The sequence below is a fragment of the Streptomyces sp. YJ-C3 genome (assembly GCF_053891275.1).
Map to the genome: position 1 here is coordinate 2,650,331 of NZ_CM132685.1, position 17,886 is coordinate 2,668,216.

General features: G+C 71.3%; 18 protein-coding genes. 15 read left to right on the plus strand and 3 right to left on the minus strand.

Annotated features, from left to right (window positions below):
* Positions 1 to 13: 13 nt before the first annotated feature.
* Positions 14 to 1,018: a Gfo/Idh/MocA family protein gene (locus ACVHNB_RS11680; RefSeq protein WP_456227996.1), complete on the minus strand. Its 1,005-nt coding sequence runs from the start codon at positions 1,016 to 1,018 to the stop codon at positions 14 to 16.
* A gap of 137 nt (positions 1,019 to 1,155) precedes the next feature.
* Here ACVHNB_RS11680 and ACVHNB_RS11685 point away from each other — a divergent pair, with 137 nt between their 5' ends.
* From ACVHNB_RS11685 to ACVHNB_RS11735, 11 genes are all read left to right on the plus strand, one after another.
* A complete protein-coding gene (locus ACVHNB_RS11685; RefSeq protein WP_428951439.1) occupies positions 1,156 to 1,920 on the plus strand; it encodes a GntR family transcriptional regulator in 765 nt (254 codons plus the stop codon).
* Positions 1,921 to 2,041: 121 nt separating this feature from the next.
* Positions 2,042 to 3,046 carry a sugar ABC transporter substrate-binding protein gene (locus tag ACVHNB_RS11690; RefSeq protein WP_428951438.1) on the plus strand — a complete coding sequence of 335 codons (1,005 nt, stop codon included), beginning with the start codon at positions 2,042 to 2,044 and terminating at the stop codon, positions 3,044 to 3,046.
* 140 nt (positions 3,047 to 3,186) lie between these two features.
* Positions 3,187 to 4,191 (plus strand): sugar ABC transporter substrate-binding protein, encoded by a 1,005-nt coding sequence (locus ACVHNB_RS11695; protein ID WP_428951437.1) that lies wholly within the window; start codon positions 3,187 to 3,189, stop codon positions 4,189 to 4,191.
* Complete coding sequence (locus ACVHNB_RS11700; protein ID WP_428951436.1) at positions 4,188 to 5,231, plus strand: ABC transporter permease; 1,044 nt, start codon at positions 4,188 to 4,190, stop codon at positions 5,229 to 5,231. Before ACVHNB_RS11695 ends, ACVHNB_RS11700 begins: the two co-directional genes overlap by 4 nt.
* Positions 5,198 to 6,067 carry an ATP-binding cassette domain-containing protein gene (locus tag ACVHNB_RS11705; protein ID WP_428951435.1) on the plus strand — a complete coding sequence of 290 codons (870 nt, stop codon included), beginning with the start codon at positions 5,198 to 5,200 and terminating at the stop codon, positions 6,065 to 6,067. The genes ACVHNB_RS11700 and ACVHNB_RS11705 overlap by 34 nt, the downstream gene beginning before the upstream one ends.
* A gap of 184 nt (positions 6,068 to 6,251) precedes the next feature.
* Positions 6,252 to 7,391 carry an ROK family glucokinase gene (locus tag ACVHNB_RS11710; protein WP_428951434.1) on the plus strand — a complete coding sequence of 380 codons (1,140 nt, stop codon included), beginning with the start codon at positions 6,252 to 6,254 and terminating at the stop codon, positions 7,389 to 7,391.
* 44 nt (positions 7,392 to 7,435) lie between these two features.
* Positions 7,436 to 8,014 carry a sugar kinase gene (locus ACVHNB_RS11715; protein ID WP_428951433.1) on the plus strand — a complete coding sequence of 193 codons (579 nt, stop codon included), beginning with the start codon at positions 7,436 to 7,438 and terminating at the stop codon, positions 8,012 to 8,014.
* Positions 8,015 to 8,095: 81 nt separating this feature from the next.
* Entirely contained in the window at positions 8,096 to 9,379 is a 1,284-nt protein-coding gene (locus tag ACVHNB_RS11720; protein ID WP_456227997.1) for a sulfite oxidase, read from the plus strand.
* A 100-nt stretch (positions 9,380 to 9,479) separates the two neighbouring features.
* Positions 9,480 to 9,896 carry a DUF7144 family membrane protein gene (locus tag ACVHNB_RS11725; protein WP_456227998.1) on the plus strand — a complete coding sequence of 139 codons (417 nt, stop codon included), beginning with the start codon at positions 9,480 to 9,482 and terminating at the stop codon, positions 9,894 to 9,896.
* A 120-nt stretch (positions 9,897 to 10,016) separates the two neighbouring features.
* On the plus strand, positions 10,017 to 11,327 hold the full coding sequence (gene pcaDC / locus ACVHNB_RS11730; RefSeq protein ID WP_456228866.1) for a bifunctional 3-oxoadipate enol-lactonase/4-carboxymuconolactone decarboxylase PcaDC: 1,311 nt from the start codon (positions 10,017 to 10,019) through the stop codon (positions 11,325 to 11,327).
* 72 nt (positions 11,328 to 11,399) lie between these two features.
* The gene (locus tag ACVHNB_RS11735; RefSeq protein ID WP_456227999.1) at positions 11,400 to 12,035 is read left to right on the plus strand and encodes an MBL fold metallo-hydrolase; all 636 of its coding nucleotides are present in this window, start codon (positions 11,400 to 11,402) and stop codon (positions 12,033 to 12,035) included.
* Between the two features lie 7 nt (positions 12,036 to 12,042).
* Here the strand turns inward: ACVHNB_RS11735 and ACVHNB_RS11740 are convergent, their stop codons facing one another.
* Positions 12,043 to 12,618 (minus strand): isochorismatase family protein, encoded by a 576-nt coding sequence (locus ACVHNB_RS11740; RefSeq protein WP_428951428.1) that lies wholly within the window; start codon positions 12,616 to 12,618, stop codon positions 12,043 to 12,045.
* A 103-nt stretch (positions 12,619 to 12,721) separates the two neighbouring features.
* On the opposite strand from ACVHNB_RS11740, the gene ACVHNB_RS11745 reads away from it, so the two are divergent.
* Positions 12,722 to 13,501, plus strand: a complete 780-nt coding sequence (locus tag ACVHNB_RS11745; protein ID WP_428951427.1) for an exodeoxyribonuclease III — start codon at positions 12,722 to 12,724, stop codon at positions 13,499 to 13,501.
* Positions 13,502 to 13,671: 170 nt separating this feature from the next.
* Here the strand turns inward: ACVHNB_RS11745 and ACVHNB_RS11750 are convergent, their stop codons facing one another.
* Positions 13,672 to 15,447, minus strand: coding sequence for an SGNH/GDSL hydrolase family protein (locus tag ACVHNB_RS11750; RefSeq protein WP_456228000.1), 1,776 nt, complete (start codon positions 15,445 to 15,447; stop codon positions 13,672 to 13,674).
* Positions 15,448 to 15,623: 176 nt separating this feature from the next.
* Between ACVHNB_RS11750 and ACVHNB_RS11755 the strand changes: the two genes are divergently transcribed.
* From ACVHNB_RS11755 to ACVHNB_RS11765, 3 genes are all read left to right on the plus strand, one after another.
* Positions 15,624 to 16,076 carry a DUF6278 family protein gene (locus ACVHNB_RS11755; protein ID WP_428951425.1) on the plus strand — a complete coding sequence of 151 codons (453 nt, stop codon included), beginning with the start codon at positions 15,624 to 15,626 and terminating at the stop codon, positions 16,074 to 16,076.
* Positions 16,077 to 16,206: 130 nt separating this feature from the next.
* On the plus strand, positions 16,207 to 16,950 hold the full coding sequence (locus ACVHNB_RS11760) for an amino acid ABC transporter ATP-binding protein (RefSeq protein ID WP_456228001.1): 744 nt from the start codon (positions 16,207 to 16,209) through the stop codon (positions 16,948 to 16,950).
* A 19-nt stretch (positions 16,951 to 16,969) separates the two neighbouring features.
* Positions 16,970 to 17,881, plus strand: coding sequence for a glutamate ABC transporter substrate-binding protein (locus ACVHNB_RS11765; protein ID WP_428951423.1), 912 nt, complete (start codon positions 16,970 to 16,972; stop codon positions 17,879 to 17,881).
* The last annotated feature ends 5 nt before the right edge of the window (positions 17,882 to 17,886 follow it).

A 17,886-nucleotide genomic window follows, 5' to 3' on the forward strand; every position in this document is an offset into this window, starting at 1 on the left:
GGACCCGGGGCCGTCAGGCCCCGGCCACCTCCGCCACGCGTACGACCCGTCGCTCGGCCCGCGACCTCTCGCACGCCTCCGCGACCCGCAGCGCCCGCAGGGCCTCCCACCCGTCACAGGGGTTCTCCCGCGTGCCCCGGACCACGTCGACGAACGCCTTCAGCTCGGCCTCGTACGCCGGGGCGAACCGCTCCAGGAAACCGGGCCACGGCTTCGCGGCGGCCGGCGGGCCCTCCGGCTCCGTCGAGGTGACCGGCGTCCGGTCGTCGAGGCCCACGACCACGGTGTCCCGTTCGCCGGAGAGCTCCATCCGCACGTCGTACCCGGCGCCGTTGCACCGCGTCGCGGTGGCCGTCGCCAGGGTCCCGTCGTCCAGGGTCAGCACCACCGCCGCCGTGTCGACGTCGCCGGCCTCCCGGAACATCGCGGGACCCGCGTCGGACCCGGCCGCGTACACCTCGACGACCTCCCGCCCCGTCACCCAGCGCAGGATGTCGAAGTCGTGGACGAGGCAGTCCCGGTAGAGGCCGCCGGACAGCGGCAGATACGCGGCCGGGGGCGGCGCCGGATCGGACGTCATCGCCCGGACGGTGTGCAGCCGGCCGAGCCGCCCCTCGCGCACCGCCTCCCGCGCGGCCGTGTACCCGGCGTCGAAGCGCCGCTGGAAGCCGAGCTGGAGGACGGTGCCCGCCGACTCGACCTCGCCCAGCGCGGCCAGCGTCCCGGGCAGGTCGAGCGCGATCGGCTTCTCGCAGAACACCGGCAGACCGGCCCGCGCCGCCCGTCCGATCAGCTCGGCGTGCGCGGCGGTGGCCGCCGTGATCACGAGGGCGTCCACGCCCCAGGTGAAGAGTTCGTCGACGCTCGGCGCCGCGGTCGCCCCGATACGGTCGGCGAGCGCGACGGCCCGCGCGGGCTCGGCATCGGTGACGACGAGCGAGCCGACCTCCCGGTACCGCTCCAGCACACCCGCGTGAAAGGTTCCGATCCGGCCCGTTCCGATGAGTCCGATGCGCATGGACCCAACGTGCCGTTCCGTCCAGATGCTGTCAATCCTTTGTCCTGACAAAGCGACGCAGGTGAGCCACCGTACTTTGTCCGGACAATCGAACTTCAGGACTTCCCGTCAACATTCCCCACCGCTACTCTCGGCCCGTGGCCAAATCCGTAGCCGACCCGACCGTCCAGCTGGAGCTCAGCGTCGACCGCAGCAGCCCGGTCCCGCTGTACTTCCAGCTCTCCCAGCAGCTGGAGGCGGCGATCGAGCGCGGCGCCCTGACCCCCGGCAGCCTGCTCGGCAACGAGATCCAGCTGGCGGGCCGGCTCGGCCTGTCCCGGCCCACCGTCCGCCAGGCCATCCAGTCCCTCGTCGACAAGGGCCTGCTCGTGCGGCGCCGCGGCGTCGGCACCCAGGTCGTGCACAGCCAGGTCAAGCGCCCCCTCGAACTGTCGAGCCTGTACGACGACCTGGAGGCCGCGGGCCAGCGCCCCGAGACCCGGGTCCTCGGCAACACGCTCGTGCCCGCCTCCGCCGAGGTCGCCGCCGCCCTCGCGATCGGGGAGGGCGAGGAGGTGCACCGCGTCGAGCGGCTGCGCCTCGCCCACGGCGAACCCGTCGCCCACCTCTGCAACCACCTGCCCATCGGACTCCTCGCGCTGGACGACGTACGCCTGGAGGCCACCGGCCTCTACCGCCTGATGCGCGCCGCCGGGATCACCCTGCACAGCGCCCGGCAGTCCGTCGGCGCGCGCGCCGCCACCGCCGCCGAGGGCGAGCGGCTGGGCGAGCCGGCCGGCTCGCCGCTGCTGACCATGCAGCGCACGACCTTCGACGACAAGGGCCGCGCGGTCGAGTTCGGCTCGCACACGTACCGGGCGTCGCGCTACTCGTTCGAGTTCCAGCTCCTCGTCCGTTCCTGACGGCCCCGGCCGATGCCGTAAGTGGTCCGAATGTTCTGACAAATTCATTGACGCTGGGAAGGCGACCCCGCTACAAACTCCTCCAGCCGCACCGCGCGGCCGGAGGAGAGGTGGCTCCACGATGCGCACGCGTACGACCCGCACAGCTCGCACGGCCGCGGCCCTCGTCGCGATGGTCGCCCTCGCCGCCGGATGCAGCGGATCGGGAGGCAAGGACTCCGAGGCCACGGCGGACGGCGCCCAGGACGGCACGGCGGTCTCCACGCCCCGCCTGAAGATCGCGATGATCACGCACTCCGGTGAGGGCGACACCTTCTGGGACATCGTGCGCAGTGGCGCGAAGCAGGCCGCCGCCAAGGACAACGTCGACTTCCTGTACTCGAACGACAAGGAAGCAAAGGGCCAGGCCGAGCTCGTCCAGGCCGCGATCGACAAGAAGGTCGACGGGATCATCGTCACGCTCGCCAAACCGGAGGCCATGCAGGCGGTGCTCGCCAAGGCGAAGGCCGCGGGCATCCCGGTGGTCTCGATCAACTCGGGCTCCGAGTTCTCGCGGAAGTACGGCGCGCTCAGCCACATCGGCCAGGAGGAGGCCGTGGCCGGCGAGGCGGTCGGCGCCGAGCTGACCGAGGAGGGCCGCAAGAAGACGCTGTGCGTGATCCACGAGCAGGGCAACGTCTCGCTGGAGCAGCGCTGCGCCGGCGTCAAGGAGACCTTCAAGGGCACTGTCGAGAACCTGAACGTCGACGGCACGAACGCCCCCGGCTCGCAGTCCTCCATCGAGGCCAAGCTCCAGGCCGACAAGTCCGTCGACGCGATCGTCGCGCTCGGCGCCCCCATCGCGGCCCTGGCGGTGAAGGCCAAGGGGGACACGGGCAGCAAGGCGGAGATCGCCACCTTCGACCTGAACGCCGAGGTCGTCCGGCGCCTCAAGGCCAAGGAGGTCTCCTTCGCCGTCGACCAGCAGCCGTATCTGCAGGGCTATCTGGCCGTGGACGAACTGTGGCTCCACAAGACCAACGGCAATGTGCTGGGCGGCGGAAAACCCGTGCTCACCGGCCCCGCGCTCGTCACCGGGAAAGACGTGCCCCGGCTGGAGAAGTACACCGCGCGCGGTACCCGGTGAACCGTTGGATGATCCCCGTGACCCATACTTGTGCGTTTGGGACCGCAAAGTGGTCCTCAAGGACCGGTAAACGGTCCGCCGGGGCCGGCTCGCGGCCGGTCCCGGCGTACGACGCAGCAGACCAAGAAGGGCACGGCCTCGTGGCACGGTTTCGGACCTGGGTGAGCATCGCCGTAGCGGGGGCGCTCGGCGTCACGCTCGCCGGATGCAGCAGCACCGGCGGCAAGCGGGCGGAGGACGCCCGGAAGGCCCAGACCGCCCAGGGCAAGGCCGCGGTGAACACCCCGAAGTGGACCTTCGCGATGATCACCCACTCGGGTGATGGGGACACCTTCTGGGACATCGTGCAGGAGGGGGCCAAGCAGGCCGCCCGCAAGGACAACATCAACTTTCTGTACTCGCACAACGACGAGGCCCAGCAGCAGGCGCAGCTCGTCGACGCCGCCGTGGACAAGAAGGTCGACGGCATCATCGTCACGCTCGCCAAGCCGGACGCGATGAAGGCGGCTGTGGCCCGCGCCGAGAAGGCCGGCATCCCCGTCATCACCGTGAACTCGGGCTCCGCGGAGTCCAAGAGATTCGGCGCGCTCACGCACATCGGCCAGGACGAGAAGATCGCGGGCGAGGCCGTCGGCGAGGAGCTCAACAAGCGCGGCAAGAAGAAGGCCCTCTGCATCCTGCACGAGCAGGGCAACGTCGGCCACGAGCAGCGCTGCGCCGGCGCCAAGGAGACCTTCGACGGCACGATGCAGAACCTGTACGTCGAGGGCACCAACATGCCCGACGTGCAGTCCTCCATCGAGGCGAAGCTCCAGTCCGACTCGTCCATCGACGCGGTCGTCACGCTCGGCGCGCCCTTCGCGGCCACGGCCGTGAAGGCCAAGGACGACGCGGGCTCCAAGGCCGAGATCGACACCTTCGACCTGAACGAGAAGGTCGCCCAGGGCCTGCGGGACGACTCGCTCGGCTTCGCCGTCGACCAGCAGCCCTACCTCCAGGGCTACGAGGCCGTGGACCTGCTGTGGCTGTACCGGTACAACGCCAATGTGCTCGGCGGCGGCAAGCCGGTCCTCACCGGCCCGCAGATCGTGACCAAGGACGAGGCCGCCAAGCTGGAGGAATACGCGAAGCGGGGGACACGATGACAGTGACCGCTCCGGAGAAGCAGCTCGACGAGAGGCTGCTGAGAACCTCTCCCTGGAAGAAGCTGCTCGGCCGCCCCGAACTCGGCTCGGTCGTCGGCGCCATCGCCGTCTTCGTCTTCTTCTCGGTCTTCGCCGACAGCTTCCTGCGCGCGACCAGCCTCGCGACCGTGCTGTACGCGGCGTCGACCCTGGGCATCATGGCCGTGCCGGTCGCGCTGCTGATGATCGGCGGCGAGTTCGACCTGTCGGCGGGCGTCCTCGTGACGTCGTCGGCGCTGGTCTCGTCGATGTTCAGCTACCAGATGACGGCGAACACCTGGGTCGGCGTGGGAGTGTCCCTCCTGGTCACCCTCGCCATCGGCGTCTTCAACGGCGTCATGCTGACCCGCACCAAACTGCCCAGCTTCATCATCACGCTGGGCACGTTCCTGATGCTGACCGGCATGAACCTCGGCTTCACCAAGCTGATCAGCGGCACCGTCTCCACGAAGTCGATCTCCGACATGGAGGGCTTCTCCTCCGCGAAGGCGCTCTTCGCCTCGACGTTCACCATCGGCGGCGTCGACTTCAAGATCACCATCGTCTGGTGGCTCGCCCTGATCCTGGTCGCGACCTGGATCCTGCTGCGTACCCGCGTCGGCAACTGGATCTTCGCGGTCGGCGGTGACGTGGACGCGGCCCGCGCGGTCGGCGTCCCGGTCAACAAGACCAAGATCGGCCTGTACGCGGGTGTCGCGTTCGGCGCCTGGATCTCGGGCCAGCACCTGCTCTTCTCGTACGACGTGGTGCAGTCCGGCGAAGGCGTCGGCAACGAGCTGATCTACATCGTCGCGGCCGTCATCGGCGGCTGTCTGATCACCGGCGGCTACGGTTCGGCGGTCGGCGCGGCCATCGGCGCGCTGATCTTCGGCATGACCAGCAAGGGCATCGTGTTCGCCGAGTGGAACTCGGACTGGTTCAAGTTCTTCCTCGGGGCGATGCTGCTCCTCGCGACCCTGCTCAACGCATGGGTCCGCAAGCGCGCGGAGGCGATCAAGTGACGACCACCGGGGAACGTACCCCGCTCGTCGAGCTCGACGGCGTCAGCAAGTACTACGGCAACATCCGCGCGCTCGAGGAGGTCTCCCTCGTCGTGCACCCGGGCGAGATCACCTGTGTCCTCGGTGACAACGGCGCCGGCAAGTCCACCCTCATCAAGATCATCGCGGGTCTGCACCGGCACGACACGGGCTCCTTCTCGATCGAGGGCGAACCGGCGCGGCTGGCCAACCCGCGCGAGGCCCTGGACCGCGGCATCGCCACGGTCTACCAGGACCTCGCCGTCGTCCCGCTGATGCCGGTCTGGCGCAACTTCTTCCTCGGCTCCGAGCCGACGAAGGGCAAGGGCCCCTTCACGCGCATGGACGTCGACCTCATGCGCCGCACGACCCGCGAGGAACTGCTGCGCATGGGCATCGACCTGCGCGACGTCGACCAGCCCATCGGCACGCTCTCCGGCGGTGAGCGCCAGTGCGTCGCCATCGCCCGCGCCGTCTACTTCGGCGCCAAGGTCCTGGTCCTCGACGAGCCGACGGCCGCGCTCGGCGTCAAGCAGTCGGGCGTCGTCCTCAAGTACGTCGCGGCGGCGCGTGACGCGGGTCTCGGCGTGGTCCTGATCACGCACAACCCGCACCACGCCTACCTGGTCGGCGACCGGTTCATCCTGCTCAAGCGCGGGGCCATGTTCGGCAGCCACACCCGCGAGGAGATCACCCTCGACGAGCTGACCCGGCAGATGGCGGGCGGCAGCGAGCTCGATGACCTCCGTCATGAGCTGGAGCGGGCGCCGGTGCCGACGCATCTGGGCGGGCACGCGTCGGACGGGGCCGAGAAGTAACGCCCCCGCGCCGTAGGGCGGGGGCCGCCTCATCGGCGGGTGCGGGCCGGTGGGGCTTCCCCCACGCGGCCGTACCCGCCCGCGTGATCCCCACCACCCCACCCCTGGACGCACCCGGAAACGACCCCGCCGCACCGGAAACCCGGCATGCGGCGGAGCCACGCCGTGAGGCAGAATCGCCGCAATGAGCACCTACCGCGACCTCGCCCACCGGGGCAGCGCCCGGGCCACCGTCCTGCGAACCGTCGGCACCCGGGAGCGCCGCTCGCACCTGACCGCGCCCCGGGTCCCCACCGTCGGCATCGACATCGGGGGCACCAAGGTGATGGCCGGTGTCGTCGACGCGGACGGCGTCATCCTGGAGACGGTGCGCACGGAGACCCCGGACAAGTCGAAGAGCCCCAAGGTCGTCGAGGACACCATCACGGAGCTGGTCCTCGACCTGTCCGACCGGCACGACGTGCACGCGGTCGGCATCGGCGCGGCCGGCTGGGTCGACGCGGACCGCAACCGCGTGCTGTTCGCCCCGCACCTGTCCTGGCGCAACGAGCCGCTGCGCGACCGGCTGGCGGGCCGCCTCTCCGTCCCGGTGCTGGTCGACAACGACGCGAACACCGCCGCCTGGGCCGAGTGGCGGTTCGGCGCCGGCCGCGGCGAGGACCACCTCGTCATGATCACGCTGGGCACCGGTATCGGCGGCGCGATCCTGGAGGACGGCCAGGTCAAGCGCGGCAAGTTCGGCGTCGCCGGCGAGTTCGGCCATATGCAGGTCGTGCCCGGCGGGCACCGCTGCCCGTGCGGCAACCGCGGCTGCTGGGAGCAGTACAGCTCCGGCAACGCGCTGGTCCGCGAGGCCCGCGAGCTCGCCGCCGCCGACTCCCCGGTCGCGTACAACATCATCGAGCGGGTCAAGGGCCACGTGCCCGACATCACCGGGCCCCTCATCACGGAGCTGGCCCGCGAGGGCGACGCCATGTGCGTCGAGCTGCTCCAGGACATCGGCCAGTGGCTCGGCGTCGGCATCGCCAACCTCGCGGCCGCCCTCGACCCGTCCTGCTTCGTCATCGGCGGGGGAGTGTCCGCCGCCGACGACCTCCTCATCGGCCCCGCCCGCGACGCGTTCAAGCGGCATCTCACCGGCCGCGGCTACCGCCCCGAGGCCCGCATCGCCCGCGCCCAGCTCGGCCCCGAGGCCGGCATGGTCGGCGCCGCGGACCTGGCCCGCCTGGTCGCCCGCCGCTTCCGGCGCGCCAAGCGCCGCCGCGTGGAGCGCTACGAGCGGTACGAGCGGTACACCCGCACGCGCAGCGGCGCCGAGGGCTAGGGCCTGTCCGGCCAGGCCACAGAACAGCGACAGGAATGCCAGCAATGACGACCGTGCCCCGCCAGCCCTCGTCCCCGGACGACGAGCCGCGCCCGGGCGAGGACCGCGGCCGGATGATCCGCCGCCGCGCCCTCACCCTCCTGACCATCGTGCTGCTCATCGGGATCCCCGCCGGATACCTGGTGATCTCCGCGAACCAGAGCCGCAACAGCGGCAAGGACAAGGAGGCCAAGTACTCGGCGACCGGCCTCACCATCGGCTGGCCGTCCAAGGTGCAGCGCCGCCTCTACCAGATCCCGATCCCGTCGTACTCCCGCTCCGTCGCCTACTACGAGACGAACAACTACAAGGTCAGCCGCCTGTACGCGCAGTTCCTCACCGACAACGACGGCCTGGACGCGTTCCTGGCGAGGATCGACAGCGATCCGGCCGACCTCAAGAAGGACGACTTCGCGATCGGCGCCCGTGACCGGCACGTCGCCGGCTGGGACTTCACGGGCCCCGGCCCCTGGTACGGACTGACCCACACCCAGCGGGAGCCGTCCCCCACCCAGAGCGTCGTGGTGAACCGCTCCAACCCCGACCACCCCATGGTGTACGTCGTCTCGACCACGCACCCCTGACGCGCCCGGTGATGTGAACAGCGCATTGCGGTACGGGAGTTGCTCTGGGCCGCGGCGCCGCGGCCTTCCTACACTCGCCGCGTGACGACACCGACCGACGCACCTGACACAGCAGTCGACGAGGCCGCCTACGACCGGCGCCGGCTGCGCCAGTGGGTGACGGGCCGGGCCCGCGCCGACGGAGTGGCCCGCCGCGACCTGCTGAGACTGCTCGCCGCCGCGGGTCTGGCGACGGGCCTGCCGGCGGCCCTTGCGGCCGCGGCGCGCGCGGCGACCCCGGCCGCGCCCGGCATCGTCAAGCCGCTCCCCGAGGAGTGGTTCACGGTGCGCGGCACGAACGCGGAGACGAACTTCGCGTCCCTCGCGGCCACCGGCCACCACACCCCCGTCTCCCACTTCTTCGTGCGCAACCACACCTCCACGCCCCAACTGGACGCGAAGAAGTGGGAGTTGAGTGTCTGGGGCAGCGGACTCGCCGGCCCGGGGCGGACGTTCACCCTCGCCGACCTCAAGCGCCTGCCCGCCGTGACCCGCTCCTCCTTCATCGAGTGCGCGGGCAACGGCCGCAGCTTCTACACCAGCCAGCAGGGCCAGAAGGCCGAGGGCACCGCCTGGACCCTGGGCGCGATCGGCTCGGCCCGCTGGCGCGGCGCGCGGCTCGCCGACGTCCTGCGTCTGGCGGGCATCCGGCGCGACGCGGTCGACGTCCTGCCGCGCGGGCTCGACCCGGACTACGTCACGGCGGACGGCACGAACCTGGGCCGCGTACGCCGCCCCCTGCCCGTGACGAAGGCCCTCGACGACGTGATCCTCGCCTACGAGATGAACGGCGAACCCCTCCCGCCGGACCACGGCGCCCCGGTCCGCGTCGTCGCCCCGTCCTGGATCGGCATCGCCTCGATCAAGTGGGTGGGCGACATCGAGGTGTCGCGCGAACCCCTCTACTCGCCCTGGAACACGGACTTCTACCGCCTGTTCGGCGACGCGTACCCGGCCGGCGGCAGCGCCCCGCTCACCCGCCAGACCCTGAAGTCCGCCTTCGAGCTCCCCTGGAACGCGCGCGTCACCGCGGACACCGGACACCGTCTGACGGGCCGCTCCTGGTCCGGTGCGGGCGCCATCGCCCGCGTCGAGATCAGCACGGACGGGGGCGGCACCTGGCACCGCGCCCGCCTCCACGACACCCCGCGCCGCGCCGACTGGGTCCGCTGGTCCACGCACTGGCGCCCGACGGCCAGGGGCCCGGTGGAGCTCCGGGCGCGCGCCACCGACACGACGGGCCGCACACAGCCGGAGACGACGGTGCACAACACCCAGGGCTATCTCTTCGACGCGGTGGTGCGGCACGCGGTCACCGTCGTCTGACGCCCCGCCCCGCGGCACGGCGGCAACGACCTGTTCGCGCGGGGACGTGCCGCCGTCGCGGTGGGACGATGGCAGGACCGAACTGCCTCAGGGGGTGGCCATGTCGGAAAGCCGTGGTGGAACGCTGCGGGGCACGACCGGGCACCGGGACACCGATCCGGTCACCGGCCCGCCCATGTTCGCCGGCCTGCTCCTGGAGCTGAGCGGGTCGCTGAGCTTCGTCATGGGCGTCGCCGGCATCGCGGGCGACACCATCTTCCACGCGTCCCGGTACGTCTACCGGTTCGACCTGACGGCCTGGGGCTGGATCCACACCGTGCTCGGCCTCGCGCTGATGGTCGTGGGACTGGCGGTGCTCCTCGGCAAGAACTGGGCCAGGGCGGCCGGACTGGCCCTGGGCGCGGTGAGCCTGGTCGGCCAGTTCCTGTTCCTCCCGTACTACCCCCTGTGGTCGATCAGCGTGATGACGCTCGACCTCGTCGCCATCTGGGTGCTGAGCAGGTACAGCCTGTCGTAGCGGCGCCGGCGACGGACCAGGACGGGACGCCGGGACCGGACGTGGAGGATCTGCGTCCGGTGATGGAACCTTGGGGAGGTTTGGCGATCGTGGTGACCCGCGTCCGTGAGGAATGAGGAGATGTGGGAGCGTGAGCGGGTGAGCAAGACGACGATCGCACCTTTGCAATACCGCTTTGACGGGCCGGACGACGCCCCGGTCCTGATCCTGGGACCGTCCCTCGGCACCACCTGGCACATGTGGGACCGGCAGATACCCGAGCTGGCCCGGCAGTGGCGGGTGTTCCGCTTCGACCTTCCCGGGCACGGCGGCGCCCCCGCCCACCCGCTCGGTTCCGTCGCCGAGCTCGCGGACGCGCTGCTCGCCACCCTCGACGAGCTGGGCGTGCAGCGCTTCGGCTACGCGGGCTGCTCACTGGGCGGCGCGATCGGCGCGGAACTGGCCCTGCGCCACCCGCAGCGCGTCGCCTCCCTCGCCCTGATAGCGGCCTCGCCGCGCTTCGGCACGGCCGACGAGTTCCGCCAGCGCGGCGTCATCGTGCGCAGCAACGGCCTGGACCCCATCGCGCGTACCTCACCCGAGCGCTGGTTCACCTCCGGGTTCGCCGCCGCACAGCCGGCGATCACGGACTGGGCCGTCCAGATGGTCCGCACCACGGACCCCGGCTGCTACATCGCGGCCTGCGAGGCGCTGGCCGCCTTCGACATCCGCGCGGAACTGGGCGCCATCGGTGTCCCGACGCTCGTCCTGGTCGGCTCCGAGGACCAGGTCACGGGCCCGGCGCAGGCCCGCACCCTCGTCGCCGGCATCCCGGACGCCCGCCTCGCGGTCGTCCCCGGCGCCTCCCACCTGGCCCCGGTCGAGCAGCCCGCGGCCGTCACCGACCTCCTCGTACGCCACTTCTCCACGGCCTGGCTGCCCGCGTACGACACCGGCCAGCACGCCATTCCGGCCGCCCCGGTCAAGCCGGTCCTCGCCCCGCCGCCCCCGCCGATCGCCCCCGTCGCGGAGATCGCCCCGGCCGCCGCGCAGCCCGAGGCGGCCGTCCGCCCCGACCCGCACGACGCGGGCCTGAAGGTGCGCCGCGAGGTGCTGGGCGACGCGCACGTGGACCGCGCCCTGGCCACGGCCGACGACTTCTCCGGCGACTTCCAGGAATTCATCACGCGCTACGCCTGGGGCGAGATCTGGAACCGTCCCGGCCTCGACCGCCGGATGCGCTCCGGCGTGACGCTGACGGCGCTGGTGGCGGGCGGCCACCTCGACGAACTGGCCTTCCACACGCGCGCGGCCCTGCGCAACGGCCTGACGGCCGACGAGATCAAGGAGATCCTGCTCCAGGCGGCCGTCTACTGCGGGGTCCCCGCGGCCAATTCCGCCTTCAAGGTGGCCCAGCAGGTCATCCGCGAGGAGACGACCCCGCAGGAGTGACCGTCAGCCGGGTGCCCGGAGCACCGGTCTCCGGTTGCCCGGACCCCGCCCGGCGGGAGCAGGATGGGAAGCATGAAGCTCACGAAGAAGTTCCACTCCTGCGTCCGCCTGGAGAAGGACGGGCAGGCCCTGGTCATCGATCCGGGCGGCTTCGGCGAACAGGACGCGGCCGTCGGCGCCGACGCGATCCTGGTGACGCACGAGCACCCCGACCACTTCGACGAGGCACGACTGCGCGCCGGGATGGAAGCCAATCCCGGCGCGCACATCTGGACCCTGAACGCGGTCGCGGAGCAGATCGCCGCGGCGTTCCCCGGCCGTGTCCACACGGTCGGGCACGGCGACACGTTCACCGCGGCCGGATTCGACGTCCAGGTCCACGGCGAGCTGCACGCCGTCATCCACCCGGACATCCCGCGCATCACGAACGTCGGCTATCTCGTCGACGCCGGCACGGTCTTCCACCCCGGCGACGCCCTGACCGTCCCCGACCACCCGGTCGAGACGCTGATGCTCCCGGTCATGGCGCCCTGGAGCAAGATCTCCGAGGTCATCGACTACGTGCGCGAGGTCAAGCCGCGTCGCGCCTACGACATCCACGACGCGCTGCTGACCGACCTGGCCCGGCCGATCTACGACCGGCAGATCGGCGAGCTGGGCGGCGCGGAGCACCTGCGGCTGACGCCGGGGGCCTCCGCGCAGGTCTGAACGGCCGCTAGCGGCCCAGGAGTTCGAGCACCTCGTCGGTCGTGCCGATCTCCGCGATGCGCGGGAAGATCTTCCCGAAGGCGTGCTCGTGGGACGCGGCGTCCGTGTCGGTCGTCGCGTCCGAGACGATCACCTGGTGGTAGCTCAGCTCGAACGCGGAGCGCGCGGTCGACTCGACGCCGATCGACGACGAGATGCCGCCGAGCACGATCTGCGTGACCCCGCGCCGCCGCAGCTGGAGGTCCAGCTCGGTGCCGGTGAACGCGCCCCAGTGCCGCTTGGTGATCACGATGTCGTCGCCCAGCGGGCCCAGCTCGGCCGGGAACTCGGCGAACTCGGCCGGCGGGGCCTGCGTCAGGCCCGGCGTCGCGGCACGGCTCACGGGCAGGTCGCCGCCGTCGGGCGACCAGGTCACGCGCACGCGCACGACCGGCAGGCCCTTGGCGCGGAAGGCGTCGGCGAGCCGCGCGCCGTTCTTCAGGACCTCGGCCGAGGGGTGCACGGTCGGCAGGCCGAGGATGCCGTTCTGGAGGTCGATGAGGACGAGGGCGGTGCGCTCGTCGAGGGGGGTGCTGATGCTCATATTCGGCAGGCTACCTGTCTGACAGGAAAACTTGCAAGGTTGCCTGTCTATGTCCGGGTGGCGCGGAGGCCCGCTGTCGTACCCGCCCGGTAGGTTGTGAGGCATGCGCATTGCTACCTGGAACGTGAACTCGATCACCGCGCGTCTGCCGCGCCTCCTGGCCTGGCTGGAGAACAGCGGCACGGACGTGCTCTGCATCCAGGAGACCAAGTGCTCGGCCGAGCAGTTCCCCGCGGACGAGCTGCGGGAGCTGGGCTACGAGTCGGCGGTGAACGCGAACGGCAGGTGGAACGGGGTGGCGCTGCTCTCCCGCGTCGGCCTGGAGGACGTCGTCAAGGGCCTGCCCGGCGACCCGGGCTACGACGGGGCGCAGGAGCCGCGCGCCGTCTCCGCGACCTGCGGCCCGGTCCGCGTCTGGTCGGTCTACGTGCCGAACGGCCGCGAGGTGGACCACCCGCACTACGCGTACAAGCTCCAGTGGTTCGAGGCCCTGAAGGCGGCCGTCGCGGGCGACGCGGCGGGCACCCGCCCGTTCGCGGTGCTGGGCGACTACAACGTGGCACCGACGGACGACGACGTCTGGGACATCGGCGTCTTCGAGGGCGCGACGCATGTGACCCCCGCCGAGCGGGCCGCTCTCGCGGCGTTGCGGGACGGCGGCCTGACCGATGTCGTCCCGCGCCCCCTGAAGTACGACCACCCGTTCACGTACTGGGACTACCGCGCCCTCGGCTTCCCCAAGAACAAGGGCATGCGCATCGACCTGGTCTACGGGAACCCCGCGTTCGCCGGGGCGGTCAAGGATGCGTACGTCGACCGTGAGGAGCGCAAGGGCAAGGGGGCCTCGGATCACGCCCCCGTCGTGGTGGATCTCGACGTGTAGCGCGACGGCGGCTCCGTCGCGGTTGCTCGCGCAGTTCCCCGCGCCCCTGAGATGCGCACTTCGTGCGGCATCTCATCGATGGGGCAGCAGCGAAGCTGCATGCCTCAGGGGCGCGGGGAACTGCGCGAGAAGCCCCACCGGCCCGCACCGCACGACCCCCACCCGCCGGGCTACGGCGCCAGGACGCCCAGGTCCACCGAATCCGCCAGCGCCTTCAGCCCCGCGTCCCCCGGATGCAGATGATCCCCGCTGTCGAACTCGGCCCGCATCCGCGAGGGCCGCACCGGATCCCGCACCACCGCATCGAAATCGAGCACCCCGTCGAACCCTGAACCGGGCCCGCGCACATACGCGTTCACGGCGACCCGCTCCGCATCGGCGGCCGCCGTGCACAGTGCCTCGCCCTCGCACGGAGTGATCGTCGCCCCGACCACCTTCAGCCCCCGCGCGTGCGCCCGCTCCACGATCTCCCGCAGCCCGGCCTCGACCTGCGCCGCGGTCGCGCCCCACCGCACGTCGTTGACGCCCTGGAACACCACGACGGTCCGGGCCGAGGTCTGTGCGAACACGTCCCGGTCGAGCCGGTGCAGGGCGCTGACCCCGCCCGTGTCCGTGGAGATCCCGTCCCCGGGGTACCGGTCGGCGACGACGCGGTTCGCCGAGATGCCCTCGTTGAGCACGCCGTACCGCGGCACGTCCGACTGCGCCAGCAACCGCGCGGCCAGCACGTTCGGCCACCGCCTGTTCGCGTTCTGCGTCGACTTCACGCCATCGGTGATGGAGTCGCCGAGCAGCACCACCGACCCCGGCCCGCCGGCGACGTCGACCCCGGTGAGCAGCGGCCAGTACGCGATCGTCGACGTGTAGGCCGAGCCGTCCGCCTCCGTCGCGTGGTCCCCGGGCCCGCTCACGTACGAGCCCTGGATCGCCTGACTGTGCACGGGCGCCGCGGCCACCGGCTGCGGCAGATGGAAGCTCACCAGGAGGTTGGCGTCGGCGGGGACGCGGAAGTCCACCGGATCGCTGAACTCCTGGGCCCCCGCCGGGAGCAGTGCGCCCCGCGCGCCCCGGAACGTCAGCGGTACCGGCTTCCCGCGCGCCGCCGCCCCGGCCTCCTGCACCGCGACCGACGCGCCGCCGATCCGTACCGGCGTCGACGCGAACGTGTTGTCCAGCCGGATCCGCACCCGCGGTCCGCCCGTGCTCGTGTGCACGACGAGGCGTACCGTGCGATCGACCCAGGGCCCCACGGTCGTGTAGCCGGCCGGGGACGCCGCCCAAGTCCCGGTCCATCCCGTCGTCGCCGCGCGCACGGACGCCGCGAACACGTGCAGCGCGGCGCCGCCCGTGGCCCGCGGCAGCTCCACGGACGCGATCCGGTGCCCCGCCCGCACCGGCACCGTCACCACGTACAGCCGTGTCTTCTCGGTGAGTTGACCGTCCGGCGTGTTGCGGTGCGGCAGCGCGACCGACTTCGTGGCGAGCGGCCCGGTCCGCCAGTCGGGGGCGGTGAGCGTGTACCCCGACCGGGTGCCGTCCGCGTACCGCACGGTGCCCGAACCCCGCGCGTCCCCGCCCGTCCCCGCGACGAGGAACGCCAGCGCGTCGCCCCGGCCGGTCACCCGGACCCGCTGCCCGTCCGCCCGTACGTTGTCCGGCCCGGTCCCCGCCGATCTCGGCCAGGTCAGCCGTGCCCGCTCAACTCCCAATCCCTGCCCGGGAGTCCAGCCCGCGGCGGCCAGGTCCTGGGCGGACAGCGAGCCGCCCGCGCCGTCGAAGTCCGCGTCGCCGGGCGCCCGGTCGTCGCTGACCGCCCGGTTGTCGAAGAGCCGCTCCAGGGGGAGCGGCCCGGGTCCGTGCGGGGCGGCCGCCCGGGCCGTCGTGACGGGGGCGAGCCCCGCGCAGACGGCCAGCAGGACGGCGGTTGCCCAGGTGCGTCGGCGCAAGACCGGCTCCCTCCGCTGAGACGTTCACTGTGTCGGCCGTGACCAGTGCGCCATGAACGTAAGGAGGCGACGTGGACGCGTCAATGAGGCGCGTATGAAGGTGGCGCGAACTCCCCTGGAACGGAGGCCTGCGCGCCTGTGGTGCGTGGAGCGGACCGGATGCGAGGCTGGTCGGTATGAAGATCCCTTTCGTGGGCAATTGGCGTAAGAAGCAGGATGCGGCCTTCGGTGTCGCCGTGGTGTCCGAGGGGGGCGGCCCCGGTGACGACAGCGCCGAGGGCGTCGCCGAACTCCTCTCCGAGTGTGAGCTGTTGCGCTCCCAGGCCCAGGACGCCGGAGTCGAACTCGACGACTCCGTCGGGTCGTTGGCCGCCCTGGACCAGCTCGTCCCGCGCTGGCGGGAGGACGAGGAGGTGCTGCCGTGGCTCGGCAACGACGCAGGTCTGTACCTGGGGACGATCCTCGTCCGCCACGTGCCCGACGCCACCTGGGTGATCTGGCCCAACGGGCAGCCGGTGGTACGACTCGCGTCCGGGCGGGAGATCGACGTGGTCGAGGCGGGCCGCGACTGGGCGGTGAGCGGCGCCCCCGAGCTCTCCCAGTTCTACGCGGAGGCCGCCGAGTCGTGAACTCCCGCTCCGCAAGAACGTAGAGCCTCAAATACGGTTAATGCCCATTGATGCGTGTCGTCCAGTAAGTACCAAATTGGCGTGGGTAGTTTGCGCGGACCGACACAGCTGAGAGTGGGCAGGTACTGCCATGGCCGTCGATCCGTTGATCGAGCTGCGTGACGTCAACAAGTACTACGGGGAGCTGCATGTCCTCCAGGACATCGACCTCACCGTCGGCAAGGGGGAGGTGGTGGTGGTCATCGGCCCTTCGGGGTCGGGAAAGTCGACGCTCTGCCGGACGATCAACCGACTGGAGACCATCCAGTCCGGATCCATCCGCCTCGACGGCAGGCCGCTGCCCGAGGAGGGCAAGGCGCTCGCCCAGCTGCGGGCCGAAGTGGGCATGGTCTTCCAGTCCTTCAACCTCTTCGCGCACAAGACGGTCCTGCAGAACGTCTCGCTGGCCCAGGTGAAGGTCAGGAAGCGCAAGAAGGACGAGGCCGACAAGCGCTCCCGCGAGCTCCTCGACCGGGTCGGACTCGCCGCCCATGCCGACAAGTTCCCCGCACAGATGTCCGGCGGCCAGCAGCAGCGCGTGGCCATCGCCCGCGCCCTCGCCATGGACCCCAAGGCCCTGCTCTTCGACGAGCCGACCTCGGCCCTCGACCCCGAGATGATCAACGAGGTCCTCGAGGTCATGCAGCAACTGGCCCGCGACGGCATGACGATGGTCGTGGTCACCCACGAGATGGGCTTCGCCCGCACCGCAGCCGACCGCGTCGTCTTCATGGCGGACGGGAAGATCGTCGAGGACCGCGCCCCCGAGGACTTCTTCACGCACCCGGAGAGCGAGCGCGCCCGGGACTTCCTCTCCAAGATCCTCAAGCACTGACGGGGGAGCGCAGCACACCATGATCGCCAAGTCGCTACGGCTGCTCGCCGTCCTGGTGGTGACGGCCCTGGCCGCCACCGCCTGCGGCAAGGAAGGCAGCCCGCCCACCAAGGGCCCCTCGGCCGACGAACTCCCCAAGTACCCCGTGGCGCAGGGATTCTCGCTGCCCGACTCCGGCACGTGGAAGAAGGCACAGCGGCGCGGGCACTTCGTCGTCGGCGCCAAGGAGGACCAGCCCTACCTCGGCGAGAAGAACCCGGCCAACGGCGTCTACTCCGGCTTCGACATCGAGATCGCCAAGATGATCTCGGCCTCGCTCGGCCTCGACCCGAAGAAGATCGCCTTCCGGACCATCGCCTCCGCCAACCGCGAGACCGCCCTGCAGAACGGCCAGATCGACTACTACGTCGGCACCTACACCATCAACGACAACCGCAAGAAGCTCGTCGGCTTCGGCGGCCCCTACTACATGGCGGGCCAGGGCCTGCTCGTGCGCACCGACGAGGACGACATCAAGGGACCGGGCGACCTCGACGGCAAGCGGGTCTGCTCGGCGGCCGGCTCGACCCCGTACCAGCGCATCCAGGCCGACTACCCGAAGGCACAGCTCGTCGCCTACGACACCTACTCGGTCTGCGTCGACAACCTGCTGACCTACCAGGTCGACGCCGTCACCACCGACGACGCGATCCTGCTCGGCTACGCGGCCAAGGTCCCCGACGACCTGAAGCTCGTCGGCAAGCCGTTCTCCGAGGAGCCCTACGGCATCGGCGTCCCCAAGGGCGACACCGCGCTGCGGTTCGCCGTCGACGACGCGCTCAAGGCGCGCGAGGACGACGGCGACTGGAAGAAGGCCTACGACGCCACGCTCGGCCTGTCCGGCGTGCCCGCCCCGAAGCCGCCCGCCATCGACCGCTACCCGGCGAACTGAGGAGG